Origin of the sequence: Streptomyces sp. NBC_01707, assembly GCF_041438805.1 — a bacterium.
GTDB lineage: Bacteria > Actinomycetota > Actinomycetes > Streptomycetales > Streptomycetaceae > Streptomyces.
On the sequence record NZ_CP109190.1, the window covers coordinates 211,087 to 225,811 of the forward strand.

Sequence of the window (14,725 nt, forward strand, 5' to 3'; positions counted from 1 at the left end):
ATGTCGCCGTCCGTGGGGCGGATCAGCGGCGGGTCTCGATGCTCATGTCGCCTGCGGTGACCGTGCGGATGTGGTCGCTGGCGAGCAGGGCGTGCGGATTGCCGGGGTCGATGGCGCTGACCTCGTCGAGGCGGGCCAGATGGGCTGGGGTGAGGTCGACCTGGAGGGCACCCAGGTTGTCCTCGAGCTGCGCGACGGTGCGGGCGCCGATGATCGGTGCCGCCACGCCGGGGGCGTTCAAAGTCCACGCCAGTGCGACCTGGGCGGGCGTGTGGCCCAGCTCTGAGGCCACCTCCTTCACCACGTCGGCGATCGCGAGGGTGCGTTCGGTGACCATGCCCAGGGCGGCGTTGAGGCTCCTGCGGTTGCCGGCGGTCTCGCCGGCGACGGGGCCCGCCGGGTTCAGGTCGTCCCGGCCGTACTTACCGGTGAGCACCCCGCCGCCTAGCGGGGAGAAGGGGACCACCCCCAGTCCCATCTCACGTGCCATGGGGATGAGGTCGCGCTCCCCGGTACGTTCGATCAGGCTGTACTCGATCTCCAGCGCGACCAGCGGCGACCAGCCGCGCAGGTCGGCGATCGTCTGCATGCGCGACACCTGCCAGGCCGGTGCGCTGGAGACCGCCACGTACAGGACCTTGCCCTGCCGCACCAGGTCGTCCAGGCCGCGCAGGATCTCCTCCACCGGCGTCCTGAAGTCCCAGATGTTCAGATAGAGCAGATCGATGTAATCGGTGCCGAGCTGCCGCAGGCTGGCCTCCACCGACGCCAGCATGCTCTTGCGGTGAGTGCCACCGGAGTTGGGGTCACCAGGTGTACGCAGCGTCGAGTATTTCGTCGCCAGCACCAGGCGCTCGCGATCACCGCGGGCGAACTCGCCCAGCATCCGCTCGGAACTGCCGTTGGTGTAGGTGCTGGCGGTGTCGAAGAAGTTGCCGCCCAGTTCGGTGTAGCGGTCGAACAGCTTGCGCGCCTCCTCGCGCTCGGCGCCCCAGCCCCATTCGGTGCCGAAGGTCGCCGCGCCCAGCGCGAGCGGTGAGACCCGCAGCCCGGAACGGCCCAGCAGCCGGTAGGTGTCGAGAGTGAGTGGCATCGTGTACTCCTGTAGATGTGGTTCGTGATGTCGAGAGCGTGGGCCGGTGGCCGGCCCGCCCGGCTTTCAGGCGCCGAGTCCGTAGCCGCCGGCCACGGCGACGTCCTGCCCGGTGACGTAGCTGGCGGCGTCTGATGCGAGGAAGGCGACGACTTCCGCGATCTCCCGGCTGGATCCGAAGCGCTCGAACGGGATCTTCGTGCGCATGGCCTCCCGGCCGCTGTGGGGGACTCCCAGCTTGTCGAACAGCGGGGTATCGGTCGCCCCGGGGCTCACTGCGTTGACGCGGATCCTGCGCGGAGCCAGTTCGAGCGCGAGCGAGGGCAGCATCGCCAGCAGGGCGCCCCGCGTTGCCGCCCCCAGGGTGGCGCCAGGGCTGCCGCGACGGGATCCGATGCCCACGGTGAAGACGATCGATCCGCCGTCGTTCATGAGCGGAAGGGCCCTCTGGAGGGTGAAGTACTGGCCTTTGAAGTTGACGTCGACCTGTTCGTCGAACGACTCCTCCGTCACGTCTGCCACCGGCGCGAGGCGGAAGATCCCGGCGTTGAGGAACAGCAGGTCGAGAGAGCCGAAACGTTCGGAAACCGTTGCCAGCAGAGCGTCAGTGTCGGCCAGTACGCGTGCGTCGGACTGAACGACAAGTACGTCGTCGGGAAGCTCGCGCCGTGCCCGGGCGAGGGAGTCGGGGTTCTGTCCGGTGACGGCGACCTGGTATCCGTGGGCGTGCAGCAGTTCGGCGGCCGCTCTGCCGATCCCGGTCGTGCCACCGGTGATGAGTGCTGTGGGCATGGCGGGCCTTTCGTCAAGGCGGGGGCTGGTGTCACCGATAAGCGGGGAGGTCCCCACTTGCGTCACTGTACACTAACCGGAGATGTCCCCGAATGTGTCGCCGCACACAAACGGAGACATCCCCGATTCACCCCCGAACCCCACCCGCCCCTCCCGATCGCGAAGGCCATGACTTCTCCACGAAGGACCCTGCGGGCTGACGCCCAACGCAACCGCAAGCACCTGATCACCACGGCCGCCGAGGCCTTCGCCTCCGGGCAGACGGTCTCGCTGGACGCGATCGCCAAACGCGCGGGCGTGGGCAGCGGCACCCTTTACCGGCACTTCCCCACCCGCGAAGACCTGGTCGAAGAGATCTACCGCGACCAGATCCGCCCGCTGCGCGACGACGCGCAGGCCCTCCTGGCCACCGAGCGGCCCGCGCAGGCTCTTCACACTTGGATGCGTCACTTCGCCGAGTGGGCGGGCGAACGGCGCGGCATCTGCGAGGCCCTGGTCGCCATGAGCGCTTCCGGCCGCTTCGGCACCGGGCCGGTCTGCGACGAGGTCCAGCACATCCTGGGGATGGTGCTGGAGGCCGGCAGCGAGGCAGGAGAACTGCGCCGCGACATCGATCCGGTCGACGTCGGCGGCATCCTCGCCGGAGTGCTCTCCGTGGCCGGCGCACCCGAGCAGCGTGCCCAGCTCGACCGCATGCTCACCATCGTCGTCGACGGGCTGAGGGTGCGCGACTGACAGGCGCACCCTTCCGATCCGACGGCACGTCACCACCACGCGGTCAGCGGCCACGCCGAAGCGCTCACCGGCACCGGCGAACGCGGCGGGCTCTCGGTGCCGAGCCTGTCAGTGCCCTGGCGAGTTCGGTGTCGGCAAGGCCGGGGAACGCCATCCCGGCGGCGTGGTGATGAATACGGGACTGCTGGAGGCTGCGGAGGACGTCCGCGCGCCGGCCCGCCGCGCCGTAGCGGCGAGCCAGCCGGAAGCCGGCCGCGCCTTGTCGATGCCGAACGTTCTACCCCGCCTCTCGGTTCATGGTTGGTGCTCTCAAGTCCCGCAGGCAGCCTTCCGCACGTCCGTGCACTCTCCGCCTGCGTCCTCTCGTTGGACCTGAACGACGACCCGTCCAAGAGGGCCTGCTGGACGAACGGGTATTTCCGCGGTGCCGGTCAGGCCGTGCTGGCCGCGGCGCGGCAAGGCTGAAGGAAATGGTGCCGCGGGAGACAGCGCGCCGTCGTCGGCCTTGACAGCTCCGGCTGCACCGGGGTTTTCCTCCGGCCAGGGCGTCGAGGACGGCTACCAGTGGTTCCAGTGGCTGAAACTCCCGCCGTCGGCCCGCGGGGCCGGCTTGAAGTCGGTGCCGATGGTGTAGGCCATGGGGGTCAGCGCGACCTGGACGGTGTTGTTGAACGGGATGCCGAGCAAATCGGCCATCTCACGCTCGTAGGTGAGGTGAGCGACGGTCCACGCGGTTCCCAGGCCACGTTCCCGTGCGGCGAGCATGAAGCTCCAGGTCGCGGGGATGACCGAGCCCCAGTTGTGCGCCTGGCCGCGAGTCGAGTTGAACTCCGCGCGACGCGCCACCCGCACCACCGGGATCATGAGCACCGGCACCTCGTGTAGATGCTGGACCAAGTGGCCGAGACTGCCCCGGATCCGTGCCCACTCCGAGGAGGCGAAGCTCATCCGGGTCGGCATCGGAGCGGAGCTGTGCTCGTCGGGAGCGCCGGTCATGAGCCCCGCCCGCCAGATGTCGGCCGCCTTCGCCAGCAGGACGTCCTCGGCGTCCGCTGGAATGTGACATGGGGCGGTGGACTGCGTGATGCTGGTCAGGGTCGCCTGTCTCCTGATCGCCTCGGGAACCGGTGGCCGTCGCCGGCCGGGGCGGTCAAGACTGTGACGGTGCCTGTTGCGAAGGCCCCTATCGGGACACATCCCCTGCCCGGCGGCAGCGAATACCGCCCCGAGCAGTGGCCGACAGATCAAACTCAAGGCACCAAGGCCAGTCGTATCGCGAGTCAGACCACCGCCTGGAGCGGCACCTGAACATCCTCACAGTCGTATCGGTGAACCTGGACGCGTGCCGACGACCCACCACCACAATTGCAGCACCGGATCTGCTGGCTGAGCGCCACGAGTCTCGCGCCTTCCTTTGCGTGGGTCACTTTATGCGCCGGGCGATTGGTGGGTGTTGTCGCGGCGATGACCCGGCTGGGTGGTCACTGTGCCGTCATAGGCTCCGGTGCGTTGTGGGCGCGACGGTAGGCCAGTGGTGACAGGCCCAAGTGCGTGTGGAAGTGCTTACGCAGTGCGACGGGGTCGCCGAAGCCGCAGGCGGTGGCGATCCGCGCGACGGTGAGGTCGGTGGACTCCAGCAGCAGGCGCGCGTGGGCCAGCCGCCGCTGCGCCAGCCACTTCAGCGGGCTGCTGCCCACCTCGCTGCGGAACCGCCGGGTGAAGGTGCGCACGCTCATGTGGGCGTGCCGGGCCATGTCCTCCAGCGAGATCGGCTCGGCCAGCCGGTCCAGCGCCCACTGCCGGGTCGCCGAAGTGGAACGGTCAGTGTCCTGCGGAACCGGGTGCTCAATGAACTGCGCCTGCCCGCCCTCGCGCCACGGCGCCACCACGCAGCGCCGCGCGGCGGCCGAGGCAACCGCCGCCCCGTGGTCCAGACGGACCAGGTGCAGGCACAGGTCGATGCCGGCCGCTCCGCCAGCGGACGTCAGGATGCGTCCATTGTCGACGAACAGCACGTCCGGATCGACCTCGACGTCGGGGAACAGCCTCGCCAGCGCGTCACACAGCGCCCAGTGCGTGGTGGCCCGCCGACCGTCCAGCAGACCGGCCGCCGCGAGCAGGAAGGCCGAGGTGCACAGGCTGACGATGCGGGTCCGCGGCCCTATCCGGTCCAGCGCCGCAGCGAGTTCCTCGGCGAGCGTGCCGGTCGCGAGCAGCTGCTCGCCGGGCTCCTGGGTGGCGAGCACGACGGTGTCCGCGGTCTCCAGCACCGACTCGTCGTGGTCGACGACGATCCGGTAGTCCTCATGCGTGCGTACCGGTCGGCCGCCGAGGGAGCAGGTGCTGACGGAATACAGAGGGGTCCCGTCCGGTTCACGGGCCTCGTTGAACACCCGGGCCGGGATGCCCAGGTCCAGCGGCAGGACTCCGTCGAGGGCGAGAACGGCAACACGATGCGGCATGGCCGGAATGGTACGACAGGTGACTCCCCGGCCACTCACCCGCCTCCGCGAGCACACGCCACTGTTTCTTTTGCCGGGACCACGGTCCCGGCAAAAGAAGGCGTGAAACGGACATGAGCGAGGACAACATGAGCGAGCACACCATGCGGGCAGTCACCGTCACGGAGTTCGGCGGAGCGGAGGTGCTGACCGTCGAGGAGGTCGCGCGCCCCGAGCCGCTGCCGACCGAGGTGCTGGTCCGAGTGCACGCCGCCGGGATCAACCCGGTTGACTGGAAGACCCGCGAGGGCCAGGGCATGGCGGGGCTGCAGACGCTCCCGCTGATCCTGGGCTGGGACGTCTCCGGTGTCGTCGAGGAGGTCGGCTTCGGCGTCACCACCTTGAAGGTCGGCGACGAGGTCTACGGCATGCCGTGGTTCCCGCGTGCCGCCGGCGGCTACGCCGAGTACGTGACCGCCCCGGCCCGCCAGTGGGCCCGCAAGCCGGCCACCCTTGACCACGCGCACGCGGCCGCCGTGCCGCTGGCGGCGCTGACCGCCTGGCAGACCGTGGTCGACACCGCCCACGTCCAGGCCGGCCAGCGCGTCCTGATCACGGCCGCTGCCGGCGGGGTGGGCCACTTCGCGGTCCAGTTCGCCCGGCACCTGGGCGCCACCGTGATCGCCACCGCCGGCGCCGCACGCCACCCCTGGCTCAAGGAACTCGGCGCCGACGAGACCATCGACTACACCACCACCCGCTTCGAGGACGCCACCAAGGACATCGACGTCGTCATCGACCTGGTGGGCGACGCCCACGACAACACCAGCACCCGCTCGCTGAAGGTCCTGCGCCCGGGCGGCCTGCTGGTCGCCGTCCCGGCCGGCGTCTCCCCGGAACTGGCCCAGGCCGCCGAGGCGGCAGGCGTGCGGGTCACCCCGTACCTGGTCGAGCCGGACGGTCCCGCGCTGACCACGATCGCAGGCCTGATCGACGCCGGTGAGGTCGCCGTCGAGGTGGAGGAAACCTTCCCGCTGGAGCAGGCTGGCGCGGCCCACGCCCGCGTCGAGGCCGGCCGCACGCGCGGCAAGGTCGTCCTCACCGTGACCGACTGACCATCCCTGCAAGCAGTCAGGAGCAGCACCGTGTACTACGAGATCCGCCGCTACCAGGCGCATCCCGGGCGCCGCGAGGAGTGGGTGCGCTACATGGAGGACGTGGTCATCCCGTTCCAGGCCTCGCTGGGCATGGACGTGACCGCCTCCTTCGTCGACGCCGGGGATGAGGACGGCTACGTGTGGATCCGCCGGTTCGAGGACGAGTCCCAGAGCGAGGCCCTGTACGCGGCCGTGTACCAGCACGACCGCTGGAAGAACGAGATCGGGCCGGTCGTCCACAGCCTGCTGATCCCCGAGAAGTCCGTCGTCACCCACGTGGTCCCCACCCCGGCCTCACCCCTGCGGTGACCCGGCTTACGGCCGCTTCATCCGCCACCGCACAGCACAGCACGGCAACAAAGGAACCATCATGAGCACCGAGACACTCCAGAAGTCGGCCCCCGCCTCGTCCATCACCCAGGCCGCCTCCGGCGCACTCATCGCGGCGGTACACACCGCCGCTGCCCGGATCGGCTTCACGGCGTCCATCGCCGTCACCGACCAGGGCGGACATCTGAAGGCATTCGACCGGGCCGACGACGCGCCCTTCCTCACCGCCGAGGTCGCCCTCGACAAGGCCTGGACCGCGGCCTCCTTCCGCATCCCCACCCACACGTGGAACGACTTGCTCGCCAACCCGCAGATCGCGCCGCTGGGCGGCCACCCCCGTGTGATGGCCGTCGGCGGCGGCTACCCGATCATCGAGAACGGCCGGTACATCGGAGGGCTGGGGATATCCGGTGGCACCTACGACCAGGACCAGCAGGCCGCCGAGGAGGCCCTCGCCGCCCTCGGGTTCGAGCTGCCCGGTCACTGACCGGCCGCCGGAGGGTCGGCCTGTGGCTGACGGGCGCCGGCCAAGCCACAGACGCACGTGCGACGTCACCGGGCTAAAGCCCAAGGCCGTGAAGTTACGGCTTCGGCGCTGGTAGTGGGGCGAGTGGTTCGCTGTGTTGATGGCCTGACGCGAGAAGCGGAGCCCCGGTAGAACTGGCAGTCGACCAAGACAAGCCGTTCACACAACCAGAGGCTCCGCTGTCGGGCCAGTGTGTCATCAGCCGCGAGATCGCGGTAGCTGAAGGGCTCTTCGCCCCGGGCCATCAGGGCGAGCTCACGCAGATCGTGCCGTTCGAAATGGTCGATGCGGTGCTCGCCGAGTGCGGGGCCGTCCAGCAGCGGCTGGGCAGACTGCCCGCCCGGGTGGTGGTCTACCAGCTGCTGGCCGCTGTCCTGTTCGCCGAGTGCGGCTATGTGGCCGTGTGGTCCAAGCTCACCGGCGCCCTCAGGTCCCTGCCGCTGCCGCACATCACCGCCACCGGGTTGTGGCAAGCCCGCACGAGACTCGGCGTGCGCCCGTCCATCAGACGGGAGTGAATCCGTGCCGGGACAGGCCGAGGCCGGGTATGAGGCCGTGCCGGTGCTGAGGCCAGACCGCGGTGGACAGCCCGGTGCCCTTGCACAGCCCGACGGTGTGGCGGGCGCATCCGGCGGCCGCACCACCCCCGCACAACACCGCCTGGCCGCCCTCACCGGCATCCACCTGCCCCACCTCGCCCACGCCCTGCCCAACTTTAGGTGGTTACAGCGGCCCCGACCTCCATGAGGGGTCGGACCGTCCCTGGCCGCACCGTGAAGCCCACAGAATCAACATTCCGGCGATAAAAATCGACACCATGTAGACTTTCTGGAAGGGGGCGGTCCGGCGCCTCGCGAGAACTCTGGGAGAGATGATGGAAAAGCGGAACTGGCTCATCACCGGCGTCAGCTCGGGCCTTGGACGTGCCTTCGCCCAAGCCGCCCTGGCCGCCGGTCACACCGTCGTAGGCACCGTCCGCTCAGAGGAGGATCTGCAGGCCTTCGCAGATCTCAAACCAGGGCACGCCCACGGCCGGATCCTGGACGTGACCGACAGCAATGCCGTCTCAAGCGTGGTCGCGGAAGTGGAGCAGAGCGTCGGCCCCCTGGATGTCGTCGTCGCCAACGCCGGCTACGGCTTGGAGGGCACCTTCGAGGAGACTCCGCTGGCCGCAGTCCGGCGGCAGTTCGATGTCAACGTCTTCGGGGCCGTGGCCACCCTGCAGGCGGCGCTGCCCCACATGCGCCGGCGCCGCCGCGGGCACCTGATGGCCGTCACCTCCATGGGCGGGCTCATGGCCGTACCGGGCATGTCCGCGTACTGCGGCAGCAAGTTCGCCCTGGAAGGCATTCTGGAGGCCCTGGGCAAGGAGGTCGCACAGTTCGGCATCCACGTGACGGCCATCGAGCCCGGCTCTTTCCGCACCGACTGGGCCGGACGGTCCATGACGCGCGCCCCGCAGAACATCGACGATTACGACGAGCTGTTCACCCCCATCCGCCAAGCGCGGCTGAAGGCCAGCGGGAACCAACTGGGCAATCCCGCCAAGGCCGGGGAAGCCGTCGTGCACATCACATCGGTCGAACAGCCACCGGCTCACCTCGTCCTGGGCTCGGACGCGCTGCGACTGGTCACTGCCGCGCGCACGGCCGTGGACGAGGACATCCGCGCATGGGAGACGCTCTCCCGTACGACCGACTTCGCCGAGGGTGCTCAGCTCTGATGTCCGGCCACCACCCCGCACGAAGCCGCCGCACCGCCGAACGCAAGGGCGATGTCCGGGAACGAGCCATCCTCGACACGTGCGAGGCTCTGCTGGCGCAGAAGGGCTACGACGCCATGACCGTCGGCGACATCGCCCAGGGCGCCGGCATCACACGCGGCGCCCTGTACTTCTACTTCGGCTCCAAGCAAGAAGTGGTCACGGCACTCGTAGCCCGGACCGTCGAGCATCTATGGGAGCGATCCCGAGCCACTGCCCAGGCAGACGAGCCTCGACGCGCCATCGCAGCAGCCATGCAACGCACAGTCGAGCTCTGGAACGAGCACGGCCTGGTCATGCGCACAGCGATCGACCTGTCGTTGACCGTGCCGGAGATCGGCGAGCTGTGGGACCACACGGCCGACCTGTTCATCACGGCCATCACCGCCGTCCTGGAACGAGCCGGCATCCAGGAAGGCACCGAACCACAACAAGCCCCAGCGATGGCACGCGCCCTGTGCTGGATGATCGAGCGGACTTTCTACCACGCCTCGCAAGAGTCCCGCGAGAAGCTGGAAGAAGCATCCGCGACGTGCGAACACATCTGGCTGACCAGCGCGGGTCTGACCACCTGAAGCATCCGATGTGGACGGTCAGGCGCCGCCGACGTCCTCGGAGACCTCCTGCGCGGCACCGCACTCGACGCGGACTCCGCCCGCCTGGCCGTCGGACGCTTGGTCAGCCTGGCCATCAACGAACCGGTGGCCAAGGTGCGCGAGTCCGCCCTGAACCAGATCAGCGAGGCATTCAACCATCACCACCTGCCCCTGAACCTGGGCGAACCGCTGGCTGAGGTCATGACGACGATGGAACCCGAACTCCTTGCCCACACGCTCTACATCCTCGGCGCGACGCACGATGCCCAGGCCAGCCCGTTGATCGAGCCGTTCCTCAATCACCTCGACCGGGACGTGCGCGAGGAAGCAGGACTCGCAGCAGCCGAGATCACCACATCAACCTCGGAAGTCCGCAACCACAACAACGCACACTTTCGCGGTTGGATCGCAGGCAGCGTCTGTGCGCAGGGCGGGCCCGGGAGACCGGCAGCGGACGCGGCCCGCTACAAGTCCGGCTCCCCCGGCTGGCACGGATTCTCTTCTCCCCCCACCAGGAGTACGTGATGCCTGAGTACGTCCCCTTGCGGCAGACGGTTCTTGAACCGGATGCTCGCGAGTTCACCGAAGCCACCGCGGCCCCGCCATTCCCCTTTGATCTGGGACCGGCGGCAGGCCGTAGGGCGCTGGCGAAGGTGCAGGCCGCAGAGCACCACCATCTTGAGGTGGAGGACAGTTGGGTCGCGGTTTGCGGCGGGCCGAAGGGAAGCGTCGCGGTGCGCCTTGTGCGCCCGAGGCAGGCTGACGGGCCGCTGCCCGCCGTCTTGTACATCCACGGCGGCGGCTGGGTCTTCGGGGGCACGCGCACCCACGACCACCTGGTACGTGAACCGGTCATCGGCGCGCGGGCAGCTGTGAGTGTGGACGCATACGAAGTGAACCGTGCTCGGGCGAAGTTGGCGTTATTCGTAGCTGACGTGTTCGCGTCGGTGCCGCGGAAGGACCAGCGGGCGAAGGGCTCTGCACGTCGGTGCCGCACATGGCCATGTACGGCGCGCCGATCGGCGGCAACTGGGGCGGGCTCTTCTCCGACCTGGTCCACGTCCCCTACGCCGACGCCATGCTCGTCCCCCTCCCACCCGGCCTCGACCCGATCGCCATGGCCTCCGCCAGCGACAACTGGTCCTTGGCCTGGCGCCTGGTCGCCCCGCACCTAAAGCACCGCCCCGGCGCCCGCAAGTAGCGGACGACGTCCGCAGCCTGACCCAGCAGCTGACCGGGCGGCACCGTGCACCCGGGGAGATCCCCGGAGTGGATGAGTTCGCAGGCGGGGTACGGATGTACAGCCCGGTCACCGGCCCCGGCAGCCCGGACCCGACCGTGCCCGTGCGCTGTTCCCGAGCCTGCGCGATGAAACGAGCCGACTTCAGCACTCAGCTGAACTACTGGCTCGCGGAGGGGGGCCAGGAAGGTATGGCGCGAGCTGCACCGCCAGGGCCACGAGGTGGCCCGGTGCACCGTCGAGCGCCTGATGCGTGAGCTCAGCATCACCGGCGCCGTCCGGGGCAAGAAGTGCCGCCGGCGGTTGGCTTCGCGGGCGAGGGGGGCCAAAGCGGAAGGTCAGGCGGAGGAAGTCAGCCGGTCCCGGTCGTGCAGCACGTACAGGGCGGCCAGAGAGGGAGCGATCAGCACGGCCGCGGTGCAGGCCACAGCGACCAGCGCCCACAAGGTCGGCTCGGGAGCCGCGGCCTGGGTCAAGGACAGGTGGGTGCCCAGGAGGTACGGATACTGGGCGACGCCCCATCCAGCGATCACCGTGGCCACCGCCAGCGACGCAATCGACCGAGGCAGGCGCGGCCGACGGGCTCTGAGTGTTGCCAGGGCCGCGAGTCCGGCCGCGGCGGACACGATCAGTAGAGCAAGTCCGCGGGTACTGAGTTGGTGGAACAGGCGCGGTGCATCCGCGTGCAGAACGAAGACGCCGACCAGGCAGACGATGCCTGCCGCGATGCCTGCTGCCAGTGCCCTCCGCCGGAAGTATCGGTGCAGAGCCTCGTCCGGATACGGGTGCGTGGCAGCCGAGGAGAGGAAGACGGCAGCAAGGTAGGCGCATACGACGACCGCCAGGACACCTCCCAGCACACCCGTGGGGTTGAGCCAGCTGGACAGCGGGGCGCCGCCGCCGGCGCTGGGGACGCGGCCTGAGGCGACGGCCCCTGCGATGCCGCCGAAGCAGAACGGGGTCAGCACCGAGGAGGCCGCGAAGAGGACCCCAGTGAGACGTTGCTGCGCGGTGCGCAGTGTCACCTTGCGGAAGGCGAAGCCGGACCCGCGCAGGACGATGCCGAATGCCGCGAGGCCGAGCGGGATGTACAACGTCGTGGTAATTGCGGCGAAGGCGGGCGGAAAACCCGTCCACAGCACCACCAGGCAGTAGATGAGCCAGGTGTGGTTCGCTTCCCAGACCGGGCCGATGGACCGGTCAATGAGCGAGCGAGGGGCGCTGCCCCGTACGGCTCCGCCCGCGGTCAGATCCCAGAACCCGGCGCCGAAGTCGGCACCACCGAAGACGGCGTAGGCGATGACGCCGGTGAACAGGATGACGCCGATCGCATCGGTCATGGCGTTCGGCCTTCTGGGCTCGCGGCGGAGACAGCAGGGGCTTCGGGGCCGTAGGGGACCTGGACGTCTTCGTCGCCCTGTGCCGCCCATCGCCGGCGCAGGGCGCGCAGAACCAGCAGGGCACCGGTGCCGACGCCGACGTAGATGATCGTGGTCGCGCCGAAGAAGGGCCACAGGTTGCCGTGAGTGGTGACGGCGTCCCGTGTCAGCAGCAGTCCGACCACGGTCCACGGCTGCCGTCCGACTTCGGTGACCACCCAGCCACTTTCCAGGGAGACCAAGGCCACCACGCCCGACAGCGCGGCGCACCGCAGGAACCAGACGTTGGTGGGGACGCGGCGATGGCGCCACCACAGCCAGGCGAACCACACGGACAGGGCCAGCAGAACCATGGAGGCGCCCACCATGACGTCGAACGCCAAGTGCACAATGCTCACACCCGCGTCGCTTGGGCGCACCGGTGCGGGGATTGCGTCCAGCCCGTCGATATGAGTGCTGGGGCGGAACCCGGCCAGAAGCGATGCCATATCCGGGATCGGCAGCCCGTAACGGACCTTCCCGTCGATCAGGACACCGCCGAGTGTCTCGGGGACGTGGTCACCGGAGTCGGGAAGCAGTTCGATGGCGGCGAACTTCGCCCGTTCGGAGTCGAACACCTGACGGGCGACCAGGTCCCCGACGAAGATCTGCACGGGCACGGTGACGGCGGCCACGACGAAGCCGATGAGGAAGCCGGTGCGGTGGTAGGCGTCCTGTCTTCCTTTGAGCATCCCCGCCGCGTACACCCCGGCTACGACGAAGCCGGCGACGATGTACGCCGCCAGCAGCATGTGGATCGTCTCGAACCAGAACGCGCCGTTGAAGAAAACCTTGGCCGGACTGACGTCGACGATGCGGCCCGCATGCATGGTGATGCCGCCGGGCTGGTTCATCCAGGCGTTGGCAGCCACCACGGCGGAGGCACCACCGAGGCTGGAGATCACCACCGGGACACCGCTCCAGAAGTGGGCCCAGGGCGTCAGCCGGTCCCATCCGTAGATGTAGAACGACATGAAGATCGCTTCGAGGAAGAAGAAGATTCCCTCGATGGCGAACGGGAACCCGAAGGCGGCGCCGTACTGCCCCATCAGTCCGGGCCACAGGATGCCCAGTTCGAAGGTGAGTACGGTGCCGGACACGGCTCCCACCGCGAACAGCACTGCGGCAACCTTCGACCAACGGCGCGCCAGGAGCATGGCCTGCTCGTCCCCGCGGCGTAGTCCTCGATGGTTGGCGAGGAGCATCAGGAAGGTGAAGGCCACACCGAACGGCACGATGATGATATGGAAGCCGAGAGTGAAGGCCATCTGTTCACGAGCGGGCAGCAACTGCGACGGCTCACCTGCCGCCAGCGCCTGCAGCACTACGGTGGTGGCGCATGAGGCTGACGGCATGCCTCGTATCCTCGCGCTGGCTGTCATCGAACTGCGTGCCGACACGGCCCCGCCGAGCTCGTTAACCCGAGCGGATCACCCCATACCCCGGCCCCCTGGGGCTGGCGCGGTTCGGGAACCGGCGATGCTCGGAGGAGACTCGGTGAAGCACGCGCAGCTGCATGCCGTACACCTCAAGGCCGGCCCAGGCCTGGTGGAGCAGGGCCGGATCGAAGCTGCGCATGGCGTGTGTCGGTCATGCGTTCCCGTCGCCCAGGATCGGAACGTGCGGGGTCTCCGACAGCCGCTCCACGGCGACCTCTAGGCTGTCTGCCCGTTGGGATGGGAGTTGATCCATGACAGGCCACCGACGTCCAGGTGGTTGCGGGCCCAGGTGACCGCGACGTAGGCGAGACGGGCCTCGGCATCGTCGATGGGTCCCGGCAGGGGGCGGCCATGTTCGTCGCATTCGTCGCTGTCCTGGGGCGGGTTGAAGTCGACGGCGGCTCTTACCCGGTGCCATTCCCTGCCTTTGACCATGGGGATCGACAAGGTCGATCAGCGCTGAAGCTCCTGACCGGCCGGCTCGTGTTCGGCATAATCCTGCAGATCGCCCCAGGCACGGGCTCGGTCAGTTCGTCCCACCACCTCGCGTCGGGCCTGAGCGGGTGGCCGTACGCCATGCCGATCGGCTCGCCATCCTCGGTACGGGCCAAGACAGCGCGAGGTTGCGAGCCTGCACAGGGAAGCGGAGGAAGGCAGCGGCGACATCGTCCTCGCTCTCGTTGTAATGGGGCTCGGAAAACGCTTCGGCGTAGATCAGCCTGAATGCGTCCTCGGCCTGCACTGCGATCCATCCATCCATGCGCTCTGTCGCGATGATCCCTTGCTGTGTCATGTGCTGCCCCCTCGAACGCTCTCGCACATGCTCTCGCCGCGCACTCGCGGCCGCTGAAACTCCCGGATCTTACCCACCACGGGCAGCCAGACGGTGCTGGGCGAGTGCGCCGTTCCCTGCTCTGCCCCTCTCGGCAGCATTCGGACCTGCGATGCCCGTTTCAGGAGCGAGGTGGGGCCGCATCGCGGCCGGCCTGCAGGATGCCTTTGGTGGTTCGCGCTGAGGTTGATTGAGGACACGTGGGCGACAAGGGGTCACCACCACGTTGATGACATGTCGCGGCACTGCAGGTCCATAGTGAGCCGTGCGCCGACACTCGCGCGGGCCACTTCCACACCCATCACGCGCTTGCCCAAGGTGCCGCGAGGCCCCTCCGGATGGCGCTCCACCTGCTGTGATGAGA

Annotated in this window: 15 protein-coding genes and 3 pseudogenes; 10 read left to right on the forward strand and 8 right to left on the reverse strand. The window is 68.7% G+C overall.

What is annotated here, in order from left to right:
- Window positions 1-22 precede the first annotated feature (22 nt).
- Together OG963_RS00945 and OG963_RS00950 are read right to left on the reverse strand one after the other, a co-directional pair.
- Window positions 23-1,093, reverse strand: coding sequence for an aldo/keto reductase (locus OG963_RS00945; protein WP_327419826.1), 1,071 nt, complete (start codon window positions 1,091-1,093; stop codon window positions 23-25).
- 66 nt (window positions 1,094-1,159) lie between these two features.
- Complete coding sequence (locus OG963_RS00950) at window positions 1,160-1,885, reverse strand: SDR family oxidoreductase (RefSeq protein WP_371798156.1); 726 nt, start codon at window positions 1,883-1,885, stop codon at window positions 1,160-1,162.
- A gap of 168 nt (window positions 1,886-2,053) precedes the next feature.
- Here OG963_RS00950 and OG963_RS00955 point away from each other — a divergent pair, with 168 nt between their 5' ends.
- Window positions 2,054-2,620, forward strand: coding sequence for a TetR/AcrR family transcriptional regulator (locus tag OG963_RS00955; protein WP_327419828.1), 567 nt, complete (start codon window positions 2,054-2,056; stop codon window positions 2,618-2,620).
- A 558-nt stretch (window positions 2,621-3,178) separates the two neighbouring features.
- On the opposite strand, the gene OG963_RS00960 is transcribed toward OG963_RS00955, so the two are convergent.
- Complete coding sequence (locus OG963_RS00960; protein WP_371798157.1) at window positions 3,179-3,616, reverse strand: nitroreductase family protein; 438 nt, start codon at window positions 3,614-3,616, stop codon at window positions 3,179-3,181.
- Window positions 3,617-4,101: 485 nt separating this feature from the next.
- Window positions 4,102-5,082 (reverse strand): GlxA family transcriptional regulator, encoded by a 981-nt coding sequence (locus OG963_RS00965; RefSeq protein ID WP_371798158.1) that lies wholly within the window; start codon window positions 5,080-5,082, stop codon window positions 4,102-4,104.
- 128 nt (window positions 5,083-5,210) lie between these two features.
- Here OG963_RS00965 and OG963_RS00970 point away from each other — a divergent pair, with 128 nt between their 5' ends.
- From OG963_RS00970 to OG963_RS00985, 4 genes are all read left to right on the forward strand, one after another.
- Window positions 5,211-6,176 (forward strand): NADP-dependent oxidoreductase, encoded by a 966-nt coding sequence (locus OG963_RS00970; protein ID WP_371800246.1) that lies wholly within the window; start codon window positions 5,211-5,213, stop codon window positions 6,174-6,176.
- A gap of 30 nt (window positions 6,177-6,206) precedes the next feature.
- Entirely contained in the window at window positions 6,207-6,527 is a 321-nt protein-coding gene (locus tag OG963_RS00975; protein ID WP_327419831.1) for an NIPSNAP family protein, read from the forward strand.
- Between the two features lie 61 nt (window positions 6,528-6,588).
- Entirely contained in the window at window positions 6,589-7,035 is a 447-nt protein-coding gene (locus OG963_RS00980) for a heme-binding protein (RefSeq protein ID WP_371798159.1), read from the forward strand.
- Window positions 7,036-7,340: 305 nt separating this feature from the next.
- Window positions 7,341-7,592: a transposase domain-containing protein gene (locus OG963_RS00985; RefSeq protein WP_371798160.1), complete on the forward strand. Its 252-nt coding sequence runs from the start codon at window positions 7,341-7,343 to the stop codon at window positions 7,590-7,592.
- Here the strand turns inward: OG963_RS00985 and OG963_RS00990 are convergent.
- A complete protein-coding gene (locus tag OG963_RS00990; protein WP_371798161.1) occupies window positions 7,579-7,758 on the reverse strand; it encodes a hypothetical protein in 180 nt (59 codons plus the stop codon). The two genes, OG963_RS00985 and OG963_RS00990, sit on opposite strands and share 14 nt — an antisense overlap.
- 190 nt (window positions 7,759-7,948) lie before the next feature.
- Here OG963_RS00990 and OG963_RS00995 point away from each other — a divergent pair, with 190 nt between their 5' ends.
- The 5 genes and pseudogenes from OG963_RS00995 to OG963_RS01015 form a co-directional block, all read left to right on the forward strand.
- Window positions 7,949-8,797 carry an oxidoreductase gene (locus tag OG963_RS00995; RefSeq protein WP_327424971.1) on the forward strand — a complete coding sequence of 283 codons (849 nt, stop codon included), beginning with the start codon at window positions 7,949-7,951 and terminating at the stop codon, window positions 8,795-8,797.
- Window positions 8,797-9,411, forward strand: a complete 615-nt coding sequence (locus OG963_RS01000) for a TetR/AcrR family transcriptional regulator (protein ID WP_327419834.1) — start codon at window positions 8,797-8,799, stop codon at window positions 9,409-9,411. The genes OG963_RS00995 and OG963_RS01000 overlap by 1 nt, the downstream gene beginning before the upstream one ends.
- Before the next feature lie 99 nt (window positions 9,412-9,510).
- Window positions 9,511-9,957, forward strand: a complete 447-nt coding sequence (locus OG963_RS01005; RefSeq protein WP_327419835.1) for a hypothetical protein — start codon at window positions 9,511-9,513, stop codon at window positions 9,955-9,957.
- A 454-nt stretch (window positions 9,958-10,411) separates the two neighbouring features.
- Window positions 10,412-10,627 (forward strand): annotated as a pseudogene (locus OG963_RS01010) (dehydrogenase); the annotation flags it as partial.
- Between the two features lie 222 nt (window positions 10,628-10,849).
- Window positions 10,850-10,969 (forward strand): annotated as a pseudogene (locus OG963_RS01015) (IS3 family transposase); the annotation flags it as partial.
- Between the two features lie 41 nt (window positions 10,970-11,010).
- Here OG963_RS01015 and OG963_RS01020 read toward each other — a convergent pair.
- The 3 genes and pseudogenes from OG963_RS01020 to OG963_RS01030 all read right to left on the reverse strand — a co-directional run.
- On the reverse strand, window positions 11,011-12,012 hold the full coding sequence (locus OG963_RS01020; protein WP_371798162.1) for a cytochrome d ubiquinol oxidase subunit II: 1,002 nt from the start codon (window positions 12,010-12,012) through the stop codon (window positions 11,011-11,013).
- Window positions 12,009-13,445 carry a cytochrome ubiquinol oxidase subunit I gene (locus OG963_RS01025; RefSeq protein WP_371798163.1) on the reverse strand — a complete coding sequence of 479 codons (1,437 nt, stop codon included), beginning with the start codon at window positions 13,443-13,445 and terminating at the stop codon, window positions 12,009-12,011. Before OG963_RS01025 ends, OG963_RS01020 begins: the two co-directional genes overlap by 4 nt.
- A 300-nt stretch (window positions 13,446-13,745) precedes the next feature.
- Window positions 13,746-14,045 (reverse strand): annotated as a pseudogene (locus OG963_RS01030) (DNA helicase); the annotation flags it as partial.
- Window positions 14,046-14,725 lie beyond the last annotated feature (680 nt).